Source organism: Paenibacillus sp. FJAT-27812 (assembly GCF_001273905.1).
Taxonomy (GTDB): Bacteria; Bacillota; Bacilli; order Paenibacillales; family Paenibacillaceae; genus Pristimantibacillus.
The window spans coordinates 5,953,959-5,970,959 of sequence record NZ_LIGH01000001.1; the positions used below are offsets into that span (position 1 = coordinate 5,953,959).

15 protein-coding genes are annotated in these 17,001 nt (G+C 48.1%); 6 read left to right on the forward strand and 9 right to left on the reverse strand.

Going from position 1 to position 17,001, the window contains the following annotated elements; all coding sequences use genetic code 11:
- Positions 1-119: 119 nt before the first annotated feature.
- The 3 genes from ADU23_RS25435 to ADU23_RS25445 form a co-directional block, all read right to left on the reverse strand.
- Positions 120-1,112 (reverse strand): ABC transporter permease, encoded by a 993-nt coding sequence (locus tag ADU23_RS25435; RefSeq protein WP_053376314.1) that lies wholly within the window; start codon positions 1,110-1,112, stop codon positions 120-122.
- Positions 1,109-2,599, reverse strand: coding sequence for a sugar ABC transporter ATP-binding protein (locus tag ADU23_RS25440; protein WP_053377826.1), 1,491 nt, complete (start codon positions 2,597-2,599; stop codon positions 1,109-1,111). The genes ADU23_RS25435 and ADU23_RS25440 overlap by 4 nt, the downstream gene beginning before the upstream one ends.
- A 123-nt stretch (positions 2,600-2,722) precedes the next feature.
- Positions 2,723-3,859, reverse strand: coding sequence for a sugar ABC transporter substrate-binding protein (locus ADU23_RS25445; protein WP_053376315.1), 1,137 nt, complete (start codon positions 3,857-3,859; stop codon positions 2,723-2,725).
- A 144-nt stretch (positions 3,860-4,003) separates the two neighbouring features.
- Between ADU23_RS25445 and ADU23_RS25450 the strand changes: the two genes are divergently transcribed.
- Positions 4,004-4,786, forward strand: coding sequence for a hypothetical protein (locus ADU23_RS25450; RefSeq protein WP_053376316.1), 783 nt, complete (start codon positions 4,004-4,006; stop codon positions 4,784-4,786).
- Between the two features lie 148 nt (positions 4,787-4,934).
- On the opposite strand, the gene ADU23_RS25455 is transcribed toward ADU23_RS25450, so the two are convergent.
- The gene (locus ADU23_RS25455) at positions 4,935-5,615 is read right to left on the reverse strand and encodes a TetR/AcrR family transcriptional regulator (RefSeq protein WP_053376317.1); all 681 of its coding nucleotides are present in this window, start codon (positions 5,613-5,615) and stop codon (positions 4,935-4,937) included.
- Positions 5,616-5,789: 174 nt separating this feature from the next.
- Between ADU23_RS25455 and ADU23_RS25460 the strand changes: the two genes are divergently transcribed.
- Complete coding sequence (locus ADU23_RS25460) at positions 5,790-6,761, forward strand: aldo/keto reductase (protein WP_053376318.1); 972 nt, start codon at positions 5,790-5,792, stop codon at positions 6,759-6,761.
- Positions 6,762-6,857: 96 nt separating this feature from the next.
- Here ADU23_RS25460 and araA read toward each other — a convergent pair whose 3' ends face one another.
- The gene (gene araA / locus ADU23_RS25465; RefSeq protein WP_053376319.1) at positions 6,858-8,348 is read right to left on the reverse strand and encodes an L-arabinose isomerase; all 1,491 of its coding nucleotides are present in this window, start codon (positions 8,346-8,348) and stop codon (positions 6,858-6,860) included.
- 184 nt (positions 8,349-8,532) lie between these two features.
- Positions 8,533-8,718: a hypothetical protein gene (locus ADU23_RS25470; RefSeq protein WP_053376320.1), complete on the reverse strand. Its 186-nt coding sequence runs from the start codon at positions 8,716-8,718 to the stop codon at positions 8,533-8,535.
- A 213-nt stretch (positions 8,719-8,931) separates the two neighbouring features.
- On the opposite strand from ADU23_RS25470, the gene ADU23_RS25475 reads away from it, so the two are divergent.
- The 3 genes from ADU23_RS25475 (at position 8,932) to ADU23_RS25485 (ending at position 11,787) form a co-directional block, all read left to right on the forward strand.
- Positions 8,932-9,798: a class I SAM-dependent methyltransferase gene (locus ADU23_RS25475; RefSeq protein ID WP_053376321.1), complete on the forward strand. Its 867-nt coding sequence runs from the start codon at positions 8,932-8,934 to the stop codon at positions 9,796-9,798.
- On the forward strand, positions 9,798-10,511 hold the full coding sequence (locus tag ADU23_RS25480; RefSeq protein WP_053376322.1) for an RluA family pseudouridine synthase: 714 nt from the start codon (positions 9,798-9,800) through the stop codon (positions 10,509-10,511). Before ADU23_RS25475 ends, ADU23_RS25480 begins: the two co-directional genes overlap by 1 nt.
- 151 nt (positions 10,512-10,662) lie before the next feature.
- Positions 10,663-11,787, forward strand: a complete 1,125-nt coding sequence (locus ADU23_RS25485) for a CapA family protein (protein ID WP_231637528.1) — start codon at positions 10,663-10,665, stop codon at positions 11,785-11,787.
- 11 nt (positions 11,788-11,798) lie between these two features.
- Here ADU23_RS25485 and ADU23_RS25490 read toward each other — a convergent pair whose 3' ends face one another.
- Positions 11,799-12,203 carry a MarR family winged helix-turn-helix transcriptional regulator gene (locus ADU23_RS25490; RefSeq protein ID WP_053376323.1) on the reverse strand — a complete coding sequence of 135 codons (405 nt, stop codon included), beginning with the start codon at positions 12,201-12,203 and terminating at the stop codon, positions 11,799-11,801.
- Positions 12,204-12,406: 203 nt separating this feature from the next.
- On the opposite strand from ADU23_RS25490, the gene ADU23_RS33330 reads away from it, so the two are divergent.
- On the forward strand, positions 12,407-12,574 hold the full coding sequence (locus ADU23_RS33330) for a hypothetical protein (protein ID WP_176707673.1): 168 nt from the start codon (positions 12,407-12,409) through the stop codon (positions 12,572-12,574).
- On the opposite strand, the gene gyrA is transcribed toward ADU23_RS33330, so the two are convergent.
- Positions 12,555-15,017, reverse strand: coding sequence for a DNA gyrase subunit A (gene gyrA, locus ADU23_RS25495; RefSeq protein WP_053376324.1), 2,463 nt, complete (start codon positions 15,015-15,017; stop codon positions 12,555-12,557). The genes ADU23_RS33330 and gyrA overlap by 20 nt on opposite strands.
- A gap of 12 nt (positions 15,018-15,029) precedes the next feature.
- Complete coding sequence (parE, locus tag ADU23_RS25500) at positions 15,030-17,000, reverse strand: DNA topoisomerase IV subunit B (RefSeq protein ID WP_053376325.1); 1,971 nt, start codon at positions 16,998-17,000, stop codon at positions 15,030-15,032.
- Position 17,001: the final 1 nt, after the last annotated feature.

Sequence of the window (17,001 nt, forward strand, 5' to 3'; positions counted from 1 at the left end):
TTTGACAGAATTTTTCATGCTAACACTCGCACCTCAGCTCGATTTCTTCTCCGCCTTAAGGCGGAGAAGAAATAAAAAAACCATTCGAGCGTAAGCCCAAACGGTTTTGCCAATAGCAATTAATGCTTTCTCTTATAATAGGTAATCGCAAGCGCAAGGGCAAGAACGGAGCCCTTCACGATATCCATCGCGTAGTAAGGTACGGACAGCATAATAAGTCCGTTTGACAAAATGCCGATCAATACAGCGCCCGCAAATGTGCCAAAGGCGTTCGGCTTGCCTGCTCCTAGTACAGAATAACCGATAAATGCAGCCGCTACCGCATCCATCAAATAAGGCCCGCCGGCATTCACTTCCGCATTCATGACACGCGCGCCTAGGATGATGCCGCCAATCGCAGCAAACAGTGCTGAAATTAAATAGGCAAACAACCGGTATCTGCTAACCGCGATGCCTGACAGCTTCGCCGCTTCTTGATTGCCGCCAATCATATACATATAACGGCCGTGCTTCGTATACGTCAGAAAGAGATGAACAATAACGACGATAAGCAGCATAATGATTATGATCCAAGGAACTTGTCCAAGCTTGCCGAACAGCTTCGGTATTTGTCCAGTGGCAAAGTCTCCGCTTGGCATGACCATATTTTGCGAAATGGTTGCACCTCTAGTGTAGGTTAACGCCACCCCTTGGAAGACGAACATCGTTGCAAGCGTCATGAGCATATCTTGAATTTTAAAATTAATGACGAGAAAAGCGTTTATTAGACCAACGACTAGACAGAACGCAATGGTGACCGCGATGCCGAGCCCAAAGCTTTGACCGTGCCATACGTACATCGAAATGACAAGTGCATTGGCAAGCGATGCTACAGAACCTACCGACAGGTCAAAGCCGCCAACTGCTAAAGAGACGGTAAGGCCAATCGCAATGATCGTCACAATCGAGATTGAGCGTAAAATGTTGATAATATTAGCCGTGCTAAGAAAGTTGTCTGTAACGGTGCCAAAAAATACGACCAGCAGCAAAATGGTAATCAGCGTGCCATACTTGTACAAAAAATCAACGAATTGAAACGATTTTTTCTCCCGAATGGAATCGGCAGCATTCATGTTAACAAGCCTCCAGTACTGTATAGCAATATCTCTTCCTCGTTCGTGCTTCGTGTCTCCAGCTCTTTAATAACTTCGCCGTCATACATGACATAGATGCGGTCCGTTATGCCGATCATCTCGGACATCTCGCTCGACGCATACAAAACACATTTCCCGCGCTTCGCAAGCTCTGCAACCAACTCATAAATATCCCGCTTAGCGCCAACGTCAACACCTTTGGTCGGTTCGTCGAATATATAAACATCCGCGTCAGCAAGGAGCCACTTTCCGATAGCTACCTTCTGCTGGTTTCCGCCGGAGAGGTTTTTCACTTTCGCTTGCCCGTTTGGCGTCTTGATGCCGAGACTTTGAATGATCTCGCCAGCGGCTTTCTTTTCCTTCGCTTTGCTAAGCCATGCGCCCCATCCCGTAAATCGGGCTAACACAGCAGCGGTCAAATTGTCGCTTACCGACTCCTCAACAAAAACACCCTCACGTCTCCGCTCTTCCGGGACGAGTGCGATACCGTTTTTTACGGCTTGATAAGGCGTCCGATTGGTTAAGCGTCTCTTATTGATAGATAACTCGGCAGAAGAGCCCGGCACTGCACCGAATAAAACACGGCAAAGCTCCGTTTTGCCAGCGCCAACCAAACCGGCAATTCCGACGATTTCCCCCTTGCAGATATGTAAATCAACACCGTTAACTTTATCCTGATCGCGAATGCCTATAGCTTCAAACCACTTCTCGCCTACGGTAATTGTTGGTTTCGGGAACTGTCTGTCCAGCTTCTCCCCAAGCATATATTCCACGACTTTATGCTGATCTACGTTCGAGAGATGCTCTCGTATAACGAGCTGCCCATCCCTCATGATCGTAATATCGTCACAAATCTCGTAAAGCTCCGGCAAACGGTGCGAAATAAAGATAATACCTACGCCTTCCGATTTTAATAGGCGAATAAGATTGAATAGCTGCTCAGTCTCACTATGGCTAAGCGGTGCGGTTGGCTCATCGAGCACAAGGAAGCGGCATTGCTTCGAGATCGAGCGGGCAATCAGCACCATTTGCTTCTCGGCAAGCGTAAGATCTTGAACGAGCTTTTTCGTTGGGACCTTCACATTCATTCGGTCTAAAATGCTCTGCGCCGATCGGTGCAGCTGCTTCCAATGAATAAGCTGCTTGCTTCCCATATCATGCACGGTATGCTCCAGCATAATATTTTCGCCTACGGACAAATTCGGGATTAGCGCCGTATCCACCTCTTGATAAACGACCTGAATGCCGTTATCCTTCGCATCCTTCGGCGTGCGGATTCGGACCTCCTTGCCATCGATCAGGATGCTCCCTGTATAATGATCATGCGCCCCGGCAAGCACCTTCATGAGCGTGGACTTCCCTGCGCCGTTAGCTCCGATCAAAGCATGCGCCCTTCCGGCAGAAGTATGAAAATCAACATCTGTCAATGCCTTAACGCCTGGAAAGGCGATCGATATCCGTTTCATTTCCAGCCGGCTTGCCTTCGAGTCTATCAACAGACCCACCTTCCTCTCCAAACAGGATAGAGCGCCCTTATCCACTTGGACAAGGGCGCTATTTTAAAAATCTATTATACCATTATTTATGAATTATTTGCCGTTTGCGCTTTTTAAAGATTTCATCCACTCTTCTTCAAAAGCATCCGAAGTGCCCCAGCCTGGAATAATGTCTGCCAAGGTAACCATGTTAACCGGCTCGCTCGATTTTTTCAGGCCCTCTTGATCAATAAGCGCAGCTTCCAAATTGTAGGTGGAAGGCGTTTCTTCGCCAGCGATTTTTTTGGCTAGCAGCCTCACGTTCACCGCACCGATCATTTTTGGATCAACAGCCGCTGTAGCTGCCCATGGGCTGTTATCTTCTTGCATGATTTGCAAGTCAGCGTTCGAAACGTCAATGCCGTAAATTTTGATTTCTGTGCGGCCCGCTTCAATCAGCGCTCTTGCCGCACCGATTGCAAATGCGTCCCATGTTGCAAAAATCGCGTCAATCTCGCCTTTTGGATGCTTGGTAAGCATAGCAGCAACCGCATTTTGCGTATCAACCGATGTATTTGCGTTCGCTACGCCAAAACGTTCAACTTCCTTGATGCCTGGATATTTCGCAAGCGTATCTTGATAAACCTTGTTGCGGCGAACCATCGGCGGGAAACCGTCTACCCATAGATAAACGATTTTTGCTTCCTCGCCTTTTTCTTTCACGAGCTGATCCAGTGAAAATTGCGCAAGCGCCTCATCATCCTGGGATGTCAAGGTCACGCCTGGAATAGCGGACAATTCTCCAACGGAGTCAAACGCAACTACTGGGATTCCTTTGTCCGTCAGCTTCTTTACCGCATCCACTGTTGCCGGGTCATCGCCATGCGAGATTACAACGCCGTCATAACCGCCATCGGTCGCTTGTGCGATTGCATCGTGGAATTTAGCAGTGTCGCCATTTGCAGAGAACGTATCGACTTTAAAGCCGAGCGATTCGCCTTCTTGTTTGGCACCGACCAAAAATTGCGCCGTATGGTCATCTCCGCCGATTTTGCGGATAACCATCAATTTAATTTCATCCTTAGCAGCAATAGCCGCTGGAAGATTTTCGATATTTTGGGCACCTTCACTGACAGTGCCTCCTTTTGAATTGCCATTCGAGCTTTCTGTTTTTCCTTGTCCGCAGCCGGTTGCAATTAACGCAATCGCAAGCAGCAAGCCAAAAACCATACGAAAATGCTTGTTAATCATTCTGACTTCTCCCCTTATGTATAAATATGACTATTATCATAAGTAATCCTATAGGATATTCAATTTTACGTCAAGATAAAGATGCCGACTAACAAGCAAAAAAATGTTAAAATATAAGGGGACAAACAGAAAGGCGGAGATTTTATGGTACAGGTACATCCTTTTATTATTGAGCCAATCACGTACATAGCCTTCGAAAACGAAGCGGAGCAAATAGAGAAATGCAAGGAATGGAGCTTGCTGTCGGAGAAGGCGTCGAAGTCAAAAGCATTTTTCTACAAAGGCAACGGCATGAATCTTGCTTGCAGCATTGTGGGCTACGTCGATAGGATGACTGCTGTCATCTCATTTGACAACGAACAAAAACACTGCATTCACCCCTCCTACCTGAAGGAAATGCAAGCTGCCAACTATGGTCAGAGAAGCTCTGCCATTGCGGATGAAGCTGCTTCCTCAGATCCAGTTGAGGCTGTATCCATTGAAGCAGAAGCTAGCTCGCCTAATGAATCCGTGCTGGAGCCGCAGCCGGAAGCAGTTGCTCCAGCGGAAGAATCGAAGCAGCAAGAGCCTGAAGCACAAGCGCCGCCAAAAGGGAAAGCGAAGAAGGAAAAAACGCCTAAGCTGCAGCTTCCCGAAGAAAAAGTGAAAATGTCAGCTACGGTAAAGGAATTTACGACTGTGCCTAACAATTTCTCCGATACGGAGGATGAAGTGGTCATCTATGAAGCGGTGTCCATAGCAGATCCAGCAACCGACGTCGGCGTCGCTTGGTCGAGCCACAGCGCCACTCTCAAAAAATTCGAGCTTGAAATCGGGGATACGATCCATTTTGAAGGGAAAATTGTAGCCAAAAAGCTCACAAAGCACCCCATTCCCTACAAAATTAACAATCCGGCAAAAATTCAAAAAGAGACATCCGAATCTTAATCGAAGGATGTCTCAAAAGTATTGATTGCGCTGGAGAGATAGCCCGCTTTGAACAAAAAAAGTTAGTAAGCATGAAAAATAGCGGTACAGGGGCTGTCCCTGTACCGCTTTTTTCTTTACTGTTTTTGAAACAGCCACTTCCATTTGATTATCCGACGCCATAAGTCACCTTACGTACTAAATATTCCAACTTCTCGTTCATAGCCGTGTCATCTGCCCCTATAAAGGCTTGTGGGGAAAGCAATTGCAGCTTTTTAATTTGATAATAGTCGAAAATAGCTCCTCTAAGCGTCAGCTGATGTTTCATCAAATAAAGCGAATCCAGCAGGTTTCTAAACATCAGCTCATCCTGGATGATCATTAAAGACGCATTAAGCTTATTAAAAACGGCAGCTTCCGCCCCTTTTTCGTACAGCTCTTTAAGACGGCCATTCCGCTCGCCAACCGCAACCTGGATTCGGCCGAACAACTCCGGATATACCTCATTCAGATCATTGTAAAAAACATCGGTGCCGTAATTGGCGATCAGCAGCGTTTGCGAGAACGACTTTTGAAAGCCTGCTATAAACGACCCGCTTCCATCCGTCAGCTCCTTGTCCGCTTCTATTATATAAGCAATAAAATTTTCGACCAAACGCTGGATGACTTCGTCCTTAGACGAGAAATACTTATAGAGTGTTGCCTTCGATAGATCCATATGTTTAGCGATATCATCCATTCGCATCTGTTCAAATCCATTCGTTTTGATTGGATTCAAAATGCGGGATATAAACTTAAGCTTTATCGTCTCGTCCGAGTAACGAGAGGCTGCTTCTTCTTTTGGCTTCAATTCCGCTCACACTCGCTTCCTACGCTCCAGTATACACAGATATTTGATTTTAATAAATAAAACAAGACAAAGTAAACTCATTCACATATTTTGAGTTTACTTCGTCTAACTGATCGTATATGCTAGTTGGGTAGTTTAAACGTTGTTGCTTCCACCAAAAAGGAGTGATTCCTCGTGTTAACAAGAAAATTAGACGATTTACAAGTTTCAGCGCTTGGGTTAGGCTGCATGGGCATGTCACCGGATTATTACGGCGCGCGTGCTGAGTCGGAATCGCTTCTCACGCTGCAATATGCGCTAGAACATGGCGTAAACTTTTGGGATACGGCTGATGTATATGGCCGAGGCCACAATGAGACGCTGCTGTCGCGAATACTAAAGGATCGCCGAAACGATATCGTTCTAGCAACAAAGTTTGGCTTTGTCGTGAAGGACGGCAAGCTTGGCGTTGACGGCACGGCTAAACATGTCAGAGAATCTTGCGAAGGCAGCTTAAAGCGACTCGGCGTTGATCATATCGATCTTTACTATTTGCATAGAGTTGATCCGAATACGCCGATTGAAGAAACGGTCGGCGCAATGGCCGAGCTTGTAAAGGAAGGAAAGGTTCGCCACCTTGGATTGTCTGAGGTATCCGGCGATACGCTGCGGCGCGCCCATAACATCCACCCCATTGCAGCGGTGCAATCGGAATACTCGCTATGGAGCCGTGATATCGAAGAGACGACATTCCCTGCTTGCAGAGAGCTAGGCGTAGGCATCGTTCCTTATAGCCCGCTAGGACGCGGTTTCCTTACGGGGCAAATCAAGAAATTTGAAGATTTTGCTGAAAATGATTTTCGGCGCGGCGTTCCACGGTTTCAAGGCGATAACTTTCAAAAAAACCTCGACATCGTTTCCGAGGTAGAGAGCATCGCGATGGAGAAGGGCGTAAAACCCGCTTCCCTTGCGCTCGCTTGGGTTCTTGCGCAAGGTACGGATATCGTTCCGATTCCAGGTACGACGCGCAGACATAATTTGCAGACCAATATCGACGCCTTGAGCATTGAACTTACGACTGAGGAACGCCGCCGAATCGATTCCATTGCCGATCGTATAGAAGGCAATCGTTATTCTGAGCAAGGAATGAGCTTCACGAATTTATAAATAAGCGGTCAACGATAAAGAGGCTGCTGCGTTAAACCTTTGAATGGTCTAATGCTGCAGCCTCTTATTTTATCGCTTGATCTAGAATTATGCCGATTAACGAATGCGGTAGCTAAGATCATTCCAACGAAGCTCGTTGCGAATGCCGCGAACGGACGAGTGCTTATCGATCACGACGGTCTCGATGCCGACCTGATCAGCCCAATCCACAAGCTGCTCCGTTGTTACAACATAGGAGAAGACGGTATGGTGAGCGCCGCCTGCATAAATCCAGCTTTCCGCTGCTTCACGAAGCGATGGCTCAGGCTTCCATAATACACGGGCAACCGGAAGCTTCGGCATATCGTGAGTCGGCTTCACGGCATCCACTTGGTTAATGATCAAGCGGAAGCGGTTGCCGAGATCAATGAGCGAAGCATTAAGCGCCGCACCGGAGCGTCCGTCGAATACGATACGCGCTGGATCAGCCTTGCCGCCGATGCCAAGCGGATGAACTTCGATTTTTGGACGGCTATCCGCAATCGTCGGACACACCTCAAGCATATGGGAGCCAAGAACAAGCTCGTTGCCTTCCTCCAAATGATACGTGTAATCCTCCATAAAGGAAGTACCTTTGTTGTTAGCAATCAGCTTCATCAGACGGGTAAGCGCGGAGGTTTTCCAATCGCCCTCGCCGCCGAACCCATAGCCTTGCTCCATCAGGCGTTGAACCGCTAAGCCTGGAAGCTGCTTCATACCATGCAAATCTTCGAAGGAAGTCGTAAATGCCGAGAAGCCGCCCTCTTGCAGGAACGCTTTGAGGCCAAGCTCAATACGGGCTTGTTCGCCAATGGAAGCCAAAGAAGCTGCATTGCCGCGCGTTTCGGAGGAAATATCGTACTGATCATTGTACTCCTCTAGCAGCTGCTTCACTTCAGCGTCTGAAACTTCGTTCATCCGAGCAACCAGATCGCCAATGCCGTAACCGTTGATCGACCAGCCGAATTTTATTTGCGCTTCCACTTTGTCGCCTTCCGTTACCGACACTTGGCGCATATTATCGCCAAATCGGGCAACCTTCAAATGGCGTCCTTCGTTTACGGCAATCGCCGTACCCATCCAGCTAGCAATGCGCGAGCGGGTAACGCCTTCTTCCCAGTGCCCTGTTACGACTTTGCGTTCAAGGCCAAGACGGGAGAAAATATGGCCATACTCGCGGTCGCCATGCGCCGATTGATTCGTATTCATGAAATCCATATCAATCGTTTCCCATGGAATATCGCGATTAAACTGTGTATGAAGATGAAGCAGCGGCTTGCGAAGCTCCGATAAGCCATGAATCCACATTTTAGCCGGTGAGAATGTATGCATCCATGTGATGAGGCCAGCACAGCTCTCGTCCGCTTTCGCTTCTATACAAAGCTTGTAAATTTCTTCAGGAGTTGTAACTACAGGTTTAAATACGATCTCGGAGGCAAAAACAGAATCTTCGTTCAACGCCGCCGTAATGATGCGTGAATGCTGTGCAACTTCCTCTAATGTTTCTGGACCGTACAAGTGTTGACTACCGGTAACAAACCAAAATTGATAAGGCTTAACTTGTAGCATTTGAATGGTTCCTCCTTAAGTATACTCATAAATGCATGAATCACACGCATTAACTTGTACGGACATTAGCGCTAGTTATCACTGGTATGACGGAGCACTTGTACATACAACTTGACGTACGTTTATCATACTCCGAAAGGTAAAGGTTTTCAATATCATTCCTCAATAAAATTAAAAACGGTTGTTAGATTTGTTCCAAACGATAGGTATAGCCGCAAAAGGAGCAGCGAAATAGAACGCTTTTGTCACCAATCGTAAAGGTTAACCGCTCATCGTCCTCGATCTCGATATACTCTCTTCCCTGCTCGTCCCGATCTCCCGTTGCAAACATAGCCGTTTTATTTCCGCACTCGCATTCAAAATTCATCATGATAGTGTTGCTCCTCTTTTATATGTAATGGAAGTGAAATATTTCGTATCGATCTGAGATAAAATAGGAAAACAGCCGCCCTCTCCACTACTTTCGAATAAATACCAGCCTCCAATTGCTGCGGTTTCATTGCTTCATCGTGTTAGCTTCGATATAATTAGCGATGACATTATTATATTACAAAAACAACGTCAAGGAAGGGTTACGAAAAACATGTACATAGCAGATAAATGGGTTGATTACGAGGTCATAGATACGGGAGACGGAGATAAGCTCGAACGCTGGGGCAACTATACGCTCAGACGTCCAGATCCGCAAATCATTTGGCCGATCACAAATGAAACAGGCCTGTGGAAAAAAGCAGACGGCCATTACCATCGGAGCAATTCCGGCGGAGGCCAATGGTCGATGAATCCTACGCTTCCTGAACGCTGGACGATTTCGTATGGCGAGCTTAACTTTCACATTAAGCCGACTAACTTCAAGCATACCGGCTTATTCCCGGAGCAAGCAGTTAACTGGAGCTGGATGATGGACAAGATCAGATCGGCAGGCCGTCCAATCCGCGTGCTGAATCTTTTTGCATACTCAGGGGGCGCTACCGTTGCTGCTGCCGCTGCAGGCGCGGAAGTTTGCCACGTTGACGCAGCCAAAGGGATGGTTCAGTGGGCGAAGGATAACGCTCAGCTGTCAGGACTGGAATCCGCTCCAATCCGTTATATTACAGACGATGTATTTAAATTTGTGCAGCGTGAGCAGCGCCGAGGCAAGCAATACGATGCGATCATTATGGACCCTCCTTCCTATGGACGCGGTCCAAACGGCGAGATGTGGAAGCTTGAAGAAAATCTGTTTCCGTTTCTGCAATCTTGTACGTCTATCTTATCCGACAATCCGCTGTTTCTATTGATTAACTCTTATACGACAGGCTTATCGCCTTCTGTGCTGCATAATCTGCTGCACATGACGATGAATGACAAATACGGCGGCGAAATTAATTGCGGCGAGATCGGTTTGCCGATTACGAAGTCCGGCCTAAACCTGCCTTGCGGAATATTGGGACGTTGGGAGTCTAAGTAATGGCCATCACCGTTTTATTTGAAGATAATCATGTGCTGGCGGTCGTCAAGCCGCCTGGCATTCTCTCACAAGAGGATGACACAGGCGATGCAGACATGCTGACGCTGCTTAAACAGGATTTAAAAGAGCGACACAACAAGCCGGGAAACGTATTTCTCGGCCTCGTTCATCGTCTTGACCGAATGGTTGGCGGCGTGATGGTTTTTGCCAAAACCTCGAAAGCAGCCTCCAGATTGTCTGAATCCGTTCGCAGCCGCCATTTTGGCAAAACTTACGTCTGCGTGGTGCAAGGCGTTCCAAGCAAGCCGCATGCAAGGCTGACGCATTATATCCGCAAGGATAATAAGCAAAATCAGGTCACCGTTTTTAATAAGCCGACGAATGATGCGAAGGAAGCCATTTTAGATTACGAGGTTGCAGCTGTTAGCGGGCGGTATTCATTAATTGCCGTTAAGCTCCATACAGGCAGGCCTCATCAAATACGAGCCCAAATGGCGCACATCGGCTGTCCGCTCATAGGCGATCTAAAGTACGGCGCAAAGCCAACTGCCGGCATGAGCGACATCGCACTATGGTCAACCTCGGTTTCAGCTCCTCATCCCGTTACGAAGGAATGGATCAGCTTCCGCTCTATACCGAGCGGTTCGGATGTATGGACCTGGTGGTCTGCCGAGCAGCTTGAAGCTGCGTCCAAAATGTTAAGCGATGCGTAACCGGACGGACATGCACAAGACGCGCCGCAAAAGACACCGAAAAATCCAATCCGTTTTATTAGTGCTAAGCTTAATTGGTTTGTTGATTATTTTTTTGATGCCCTACGTTATCGATAGGGCTTCTCCACCTGCTATTCCGGCAGCGACCACTGTGACCACACCTAATGAAATAGCTATTGTGACGCCATCTCCATCCCCTTCTCCGCCGCCAACCGAACCACCAGAGCCTGAATTTGCAGATGCGGTATGGATGGCAGTAGGCGATGTCATGATGCATACGCCGCAACTTCCCGGAGCTTATGACAAAAAGACGAACCGCTATAACTTCAATCCTTTTTTCAAAGCGGTTAAGCCTATTTTGGAACAAGGGGACTGGGTTATTGCCAATCTCGAGACACCGATTGCCGGCGTAGAGTTCGGCTACAAAGGGTACCCGCAATTCAACGCGCCTGTTGAGCTTGGAGAAGCACTAAAGAACGCAGGCTTTAACCTCATTACGAACGCAAACAATCATTCTCTGGATCAAGGCGAATCGGGCATACTGCGTACGCTTGAAAATTTAAAGAAACTTGGCCTCCCGTCCAAAGGAACTGCCGCATCGCAAGAGGAAGCCGACAAGCTTGTCTTATCAGAGAAAAACGGCATTGTGATGGGACTGCTTGCATATACGTATGGAACGAACGGCATTCCTGTTCCTGAAGGCAAACCTTATCTGATCTCGTTAATCGATGAGCAAAAAATAAAAGCCGATATTGCAGAGCTTCGTGAAGCTGGCGCCGATTTTATTACGGTATCCCTTCATTTCGGTACCGAGTACCAGACAGCGCCAAATGACGAGCAGAAGCGTCTGGCCAGAGCGCTTATCGCAGCTGGGGCAGATATCGTTGCAGGCTCTCATCCCCATGTCGTACAGCCGTATGAGGTCGTTGAAGCAACCGAAGAAAATGGCCATGTAAGAAAAGGACTTATTATTTATTCTATGGGTAATTTTATTTCCAATCAGCGGGGCGAAACGAAGGATTACGGAGTTATATTCAAAGTGAATGTTCGTAAAAATATGACGGACGGTACCATTGACCTCACCGAGATCGAATCGATTCCGACATGGGTGCATCGCTATAAGCCGGATCATGCATTCCGCTATCGTATTTTGCCTATTGAAGAAACGATCACCGCTGCAAGCGACACCTTGCTAACACAAGCCGACTACGATATGCTCCAAAAAAATTACGATATGCTGCGCAATCGGCTCGATTCCATGAAAAAAACAGAGTAGCTCGCAGAAACTTACAAATTGGCTACTTTGCCAAGCAAATAAACAAGCAGCTGTTGATTATGAGAGGAAATGCGGTCCAACGATTGTTCGATCATTTCGGTCCGAATCGTTGTACCGCGCTCCGCTTCCGCTTTGCCCTTCTCCGATACAGACACCCACACGATTCTTCGATCATTATCATCCCTTGTGCGTTCAATAAGCCCATTTTTCTCCATTCGGTCAAGCAGCGTCGTTATTGCAGCAGGCGTGGTCGCTAAATATTGAAGCAAATCCGATGGTTTCATAGGTTGATGCTGCAGCAATAAATCTAGCACGTTCAGCTGGCCTTCCGTCAAAGGAGCAAGCGACTGCTCTAAATTGTTTTTCCATTCCCGCGAAAGCTTCGTCCATAATCGAGTAAATTCTCCAGATACCATAGCTTACACCCGCTCCCTGTCAATTTACATCTATTTGCTATTCATTATAGCAGTCTTTAATGTCGAATTAAAGATTAACCCAATTAATAATTTGCGATATTAATCGATACAATAACGAACATTGTGACAGCGTTAGACATACAATGTGGCGAAGGCCCAGAGCTATGTCTATTTTTGCTTAAATAGTAAGGAGCGTGAACCCAGTGGAAGAAAGAAAAGCGATCATTATTCAAAAAATTAAAAGTTATGGCATCATAAAAGACCCACAATGGCTGGACCGCCCGGATGAGCTGGTTCCATTGTGGGTCATGCTTGAAGCTATATTGGAAGTGATCGAACGTTTTGACCCGCCTAATCGCCCTTTTGACTAGAATCTAATAGAGAGCGTGCAAGCGTATTCGTGATCACATCATTTTTCTCGACGGGGAACACGAGCTTACCTATCGCTTTACGCTCTTCAATTGGCGCTTTCTCAGAGGCTGCAACCAGCTTCGCACCTGAAGTCGTAATGGCCACGATTTCTTTGGCCTCCCTGCAATAATAAGCACCAACCAGCGATGCGCCGTTCGGACGGACGCGCTTGCCTTCCTTGAACTCAAACGTTTGGACACCCTTGCCGCCTCTTCCCTGGATCGGATAATCCAGTAGAAGCGATCGTTTGGCATAGCCGATATCCGTAATGACGAGCACTTCGCCCTCGTCCTCTGCAACACGTTCCGCGGCAATGATCTCATCGCCATCCTTGAGCTGTATGCCCCTGACGCCAGTCGCCACTCTTCCCATCGGATTAATCTCGGACTCTGCAAAACGAATGCTCATGCCTTGCTTCGTGACCAGCATCAATTGCTTCGTGCTGTCGCTCAACACGACGCGGATAACCTCGTCGCCCTCAGAAACCTTGCAGGCTGCAACGGCAGTTGATCTCGTTGTTGCGTATTCCTTAAGCTCCGTCCGCTTCACCTGTCCTTTTTTGGTAACGAAGAACAACGAAGCGCTGGAGGCTGCTATATCCTTAATTGGAATGACAGTCACGATCGAATCGTCCTTCGGCATCGGAACGACGTTTACGATTGCGGTACCTGTTTCCTTCCATTTGAATTCCGGAATTTGATGGACAGGCAATAAATAATATTGCCCTTTCTTCGTAAATAGCAGCAAATTGTCAATCGTATTGACCTCAAGCAGCTCTCTTACGAAGTCGCCTTCCTTCACTCCTGTATTTTGCCGCTCTCCGCCTGATCTGGTGAAGGATAACATGCTTGTCCGTTTTACATAGCCGTCTTGGCTAAGCGTAACGAGAACATCCTCAGCTGTAACAAGCACTTCAAGGTTAACCTTCAGCTCCTCGATTTCTCCGCGAAGATCGGAACGCCGGTCAATGCCGTATTTCGTTTGGATTTCAAGAAGCTCGTCCTTAATTACGCCAATCAGCTTCTTGTCGCTCGCCAAGATCGATTTCAAGTAAGCGATCTTCTTCATCGCTTCCTTCAGCTCTTTCTCAAGCGTCGTAATTTCAAGGTTCGTTAATCGGTACAGCTGCAACGTAAGAATCGCATCCGCTTGGCGTGCGGTGAAGCCGAACTTCGCAATCAGGTTATCCTGTGCGTCGCCGCGGTTTTTCGAGGCTTTGATCGTTGCAATAACCTCGTCCAAAATATTGAGAGCCTTTACTAGACCTTCGACGACATGCGCCCGATCCTCAGCCTTCTCGAGATCGTACTTCGTGCGGAAAGTTACGACTTCCTTCTGATGCTCGATATAGGCGGATAAGATTTGTTTCAAGCCAAGCTGCATCGGCGTTTTGTTCACGATTGCGACCATATTGAAGCTGTAGGCTACCTGTAGATCTGTTTTCTTGAACAAATAAGCCAAAATGCCCTGCGCGTCCGCATCCTTCTTAAATTCAACTACGATGCGAAGGCCATTGCGCCCGCTTTCGTCGCGAACCTCTGCGATCCCTTCGACCTTCTTCTCCAGACGAATGTTTTCCATCGCGGTAACGAGTCTGGATTTTACGACCTGGTACGGAATATCAGTAATGACGAGCTGCTGCTTGCCTCCGCGCATTTCCTCGATCGCGGTTTTGGCACGTATATAAATACGGCCTTTTCCGGTCGCGTAAGCGTCCCGGATACCTTCTTCGCCCATGATTATGCCGCCGGTAGGAAAATCCGGGCCCTTCACATAGGTCATAAGCTCCTCAAGCGTAAGCTCAGGGCTTCCCATAAGCGCGATACAAGCGTCTATAACCTCTCGCAGGTTATGGGGCGGTATTTCCGTGGCAAAGCCGGCAGAGATGCCGCTGGTCCCGTTAACGAGCAGGTTAGGGTACCGCGACGGCAGCACAACCGGCTCCTTCGTCGTATTATCGAAATTATCTTTGAATTGAACCGTTCTTTTCTCAATATCACGCAGCAGCTCCATCGCGATCGGCGATAAGCGCGCTTCCGTATAACGCATAGCCGCTGCCGGATCATCATCCTGCGAGCCCCAGTTGCCGTGACCGTCTACGAGCGGATGCCCCATCTTCCATGGCTGCGCCATCCGTACCATACCCTCGTAGATGGATGAATCACCGTGCGGGTGGTAGTTACCCATAACGTCGCCGACCGTTTTAGCCGATTTCCGGTATTGCTTATCCGGCGTATTGCCTGAATCGTACATCGCATATAGAATACGCCGCTGCACCGGCTTTAAGCCATCGCGAACGTCAGGAATGGCACGATCCTGAATAATATACTTTGAATAGCGTCCGAAGCGGTCTCCTACAACCTCCTCCAAAAACGCCGGTAAAAACTGTTCCAGCATACTCATGCAGAATTCCCCCTATTCCTCATACTCCATAAAGTCGACATTCTCAACGATCCAGCGCTTGCGCGGATCAACCTTATCACCCATAAGCGTAGATACCCTGCGCTCCGCTTTGGCTGCATCCTCGATTTGAACTTGCAATAGAGTCCGTTTCTCCGGGTCCATTGTCGTCTCCCACAGCTGGTCGGGATTCATCTCGCCAAGTCCTTTATAGCGCTGAAGCTCGTAGTTTTTTCCGTATTCCTTCAAATAGTTTTGCAATTGCTCGTCCGTCCAAGCGTAACGAATCGTTTCCAGCTTTCCTGATTTACGAGTAATTTTGTACAATGGCGGCTGTGCGATATATACGCGTCCCAAATCGATTAACGGCTTCATATAACGATAGAAAAAAGTAAGGAGCAGCACTTGAATATGGGCACCGTCTGTATCCGCATCCGTCATAATAATAATTTTATTATAGTTGCATTCCTCGGCAGCAAACTCCGAGCCTACGCCCGCGCCGATAGCCGAAATGATCGCTTTGTACTCGTCGTTTTTCAAAATATCAATAAGCTTGGCTTTCTCCGGATTCATCGGCTTGCCCTTAAGCGGCAGCAGTGCCTGATATTTCGAATCGCGCCCCTGCTTCGCAGAACCGCCCGCTGAATCGCCTTCCACAATAAATAGCTCTGTGCGCGTATAGTCCTTGGACTGCGCCGGAGTCAGCTTGCCGTTGAGGTTCGAGCTCTCGCTCTTCTTCTTGCCGCTGCGAATCTCCTCGCGTGCTTTGCGTGCGGCTTCGCGCGCTTTCGATGCTTGCAGCGATTTCTTAAGCAGCATTTGCGCAATTTGCGGGTTCTCTTCCAGAAAAACCTGCATTTTCTCGGTAACGATCGCATCAACTGCGCTCCGAGCGGAGGAGCTTCCGAGCTGATCCTTAGTTTGGCCGACGAATTCGACCTCAGACATTTTAATATTAATAACGACCATCATGCCTTCGCGCAAATCATTGCCCTCAAGGTTTTTGTCCTTTTCCTTGAGCATAGCTGCTTTGCGGGCGTAATCGTTCATGACGCGCGTGTATGCCGTTTTAAAACCGGTTTCATGAGTACCGCCGCCGCGCGTTGGAATGGAGTTGACGAATGAAGCGATCGTCTCGGTATACCCATCGTTATACTGCAGAGCAACCTCTACTTCAATTTCATCCCGCTCGCTCGCAAAATGAATCACGTCATGCAGAACCGTTTTGTCCTCGTTCAGAAACTGAACGAATTGACGCGCTCCGCCTTCGTAGTGAAACACGTCCTGCTTGCCGCTGCGGTCGTCTTTAATCGAGACCTTAAGTCCGGAGTTCAAGAACGCGATTTCCTGCAAGCGCTCCGCAAGCGTATCGTAGCTTAGCGTCGTACCGTTCTGAAACACGCGGCCATCGGGTTTAAAAGTAACCTTCGTGCCCGTGCGATTCGTCGATCCGATCACCTCTAGACCACGAACCGGCTCCCCGACATGCTCCCGGCCAGCCTCATCCACCCAATATTCAAAACGCTGACGATGGATTTTGCCGTCACGGAAGATTTCAACCTCGAGCCATTCCGACAAGGCATTCGTAACCGATGCGCCAACGCCGTGCAAGCCGCCGGATTTCTTGTATCCCCCGCCGCCAAACTTTCCGCCCGCGTGCAAAATCGTAAACACGACCTGCGGCGTCGGTATACCGGTCTTATGCATGCCGGTTGGAATTCCGCGTCCATTATCATGAACGGTTACTGCGCCATTCTTATGCAGCGTTACTTCAATCGCCGAACAAAATTTGGCCAAATGCTCATCGACCGCATTATCGACGATTTCCCAAACGAGGTGATGCAGGCCTGAACTGCTAGTACTGCCTATGTACATACCTGGCCTTTTGCGTACAGCGGTTAATCCTTCAAGCACCTGTATATCATCGGCCTCGTAGTTCCTGTCTGCGGCCGCTGTATTAGCGAAGAGATCTGTTTGCTCTGACATG

Bases quoted from the DNA above. Each gene is read 5' to 3' on its own strand.
- ADU23_RS25490 (WP_053376323.1), bottom strand. From the start codon at position 12,203: ATGGTATCTGGAGAATTTACTCGATTATGGACGAAGCTTTCGCGGGAA.
- araA (WP_053376319.1), bottom strand. From the start codon at position 8,348: ATGCTACAAGTTAAGCCTTATCAATTTTGGTTTGTTACCGGTAGTCAA.
- ADU23_RS25480 (WP_053376322.1), top strand. From the start codon at position 9,798: ATGGCCATCACCGTTTTATTTGAAGATAATCATGTGCTGGCGGTCGTC.
- ADU23_RS25450 (WP_053376316.1), top strand. From the start codon at position 4,004: ATGGTACAGGTACATCCTTTTATTATTGAGCCAATCACGTACATAGCC.
- parE (WP_053376325.1), bottom strand. From the start codon at position 17,000: ATGTCAGAGCAAACAGATCTCTTCGCTAATACAGCGGCCGCAGACAGG.
- ADU23_RS25435 (WP_053376314.1), bottom strand. From the start codon at position 1,112: ATGAATGCTGCCGATTCCATTCGGGAGAAAAAATCGTTTCAATTCGTT.
- ADU23_RS25470 (WP_053376320.1), bottom strand. From the start codon at position 8,718: ATGATGAATTTTGAATGCGAGTGCGGAAATAAAACGGCTATGTTTGCA.
- gyrA (WP_053376324.1), bottom strand. From the start codon at position 15,017: ATGAGTATGCTGGAACAGTTTTTACCGGCGTTTTTGGAGGAGGTTGTA.
- ADU23_RS25475 (WP_053376321.1), top strand. From the start codon at position 8,932: ATGTACATAGCAGATAAATGGGTTGATTACGAGGTCATAGATACGGGA.
- ADU23_RS25440 (WP_053377826.1), bottom strand. From the start codon at position 2,599: ATGAAACGGATATCGATCGCCTTTCCAGGCGTTAAGGCATTGACAGAT.
- ADU23_RS25445 (WP_053376315.1), bottom strand. From the start codon at position 3,859: ATGATTAACAAGCATTTTCGTATGGTTTTTGGCTTGCTGCTTGCGATT.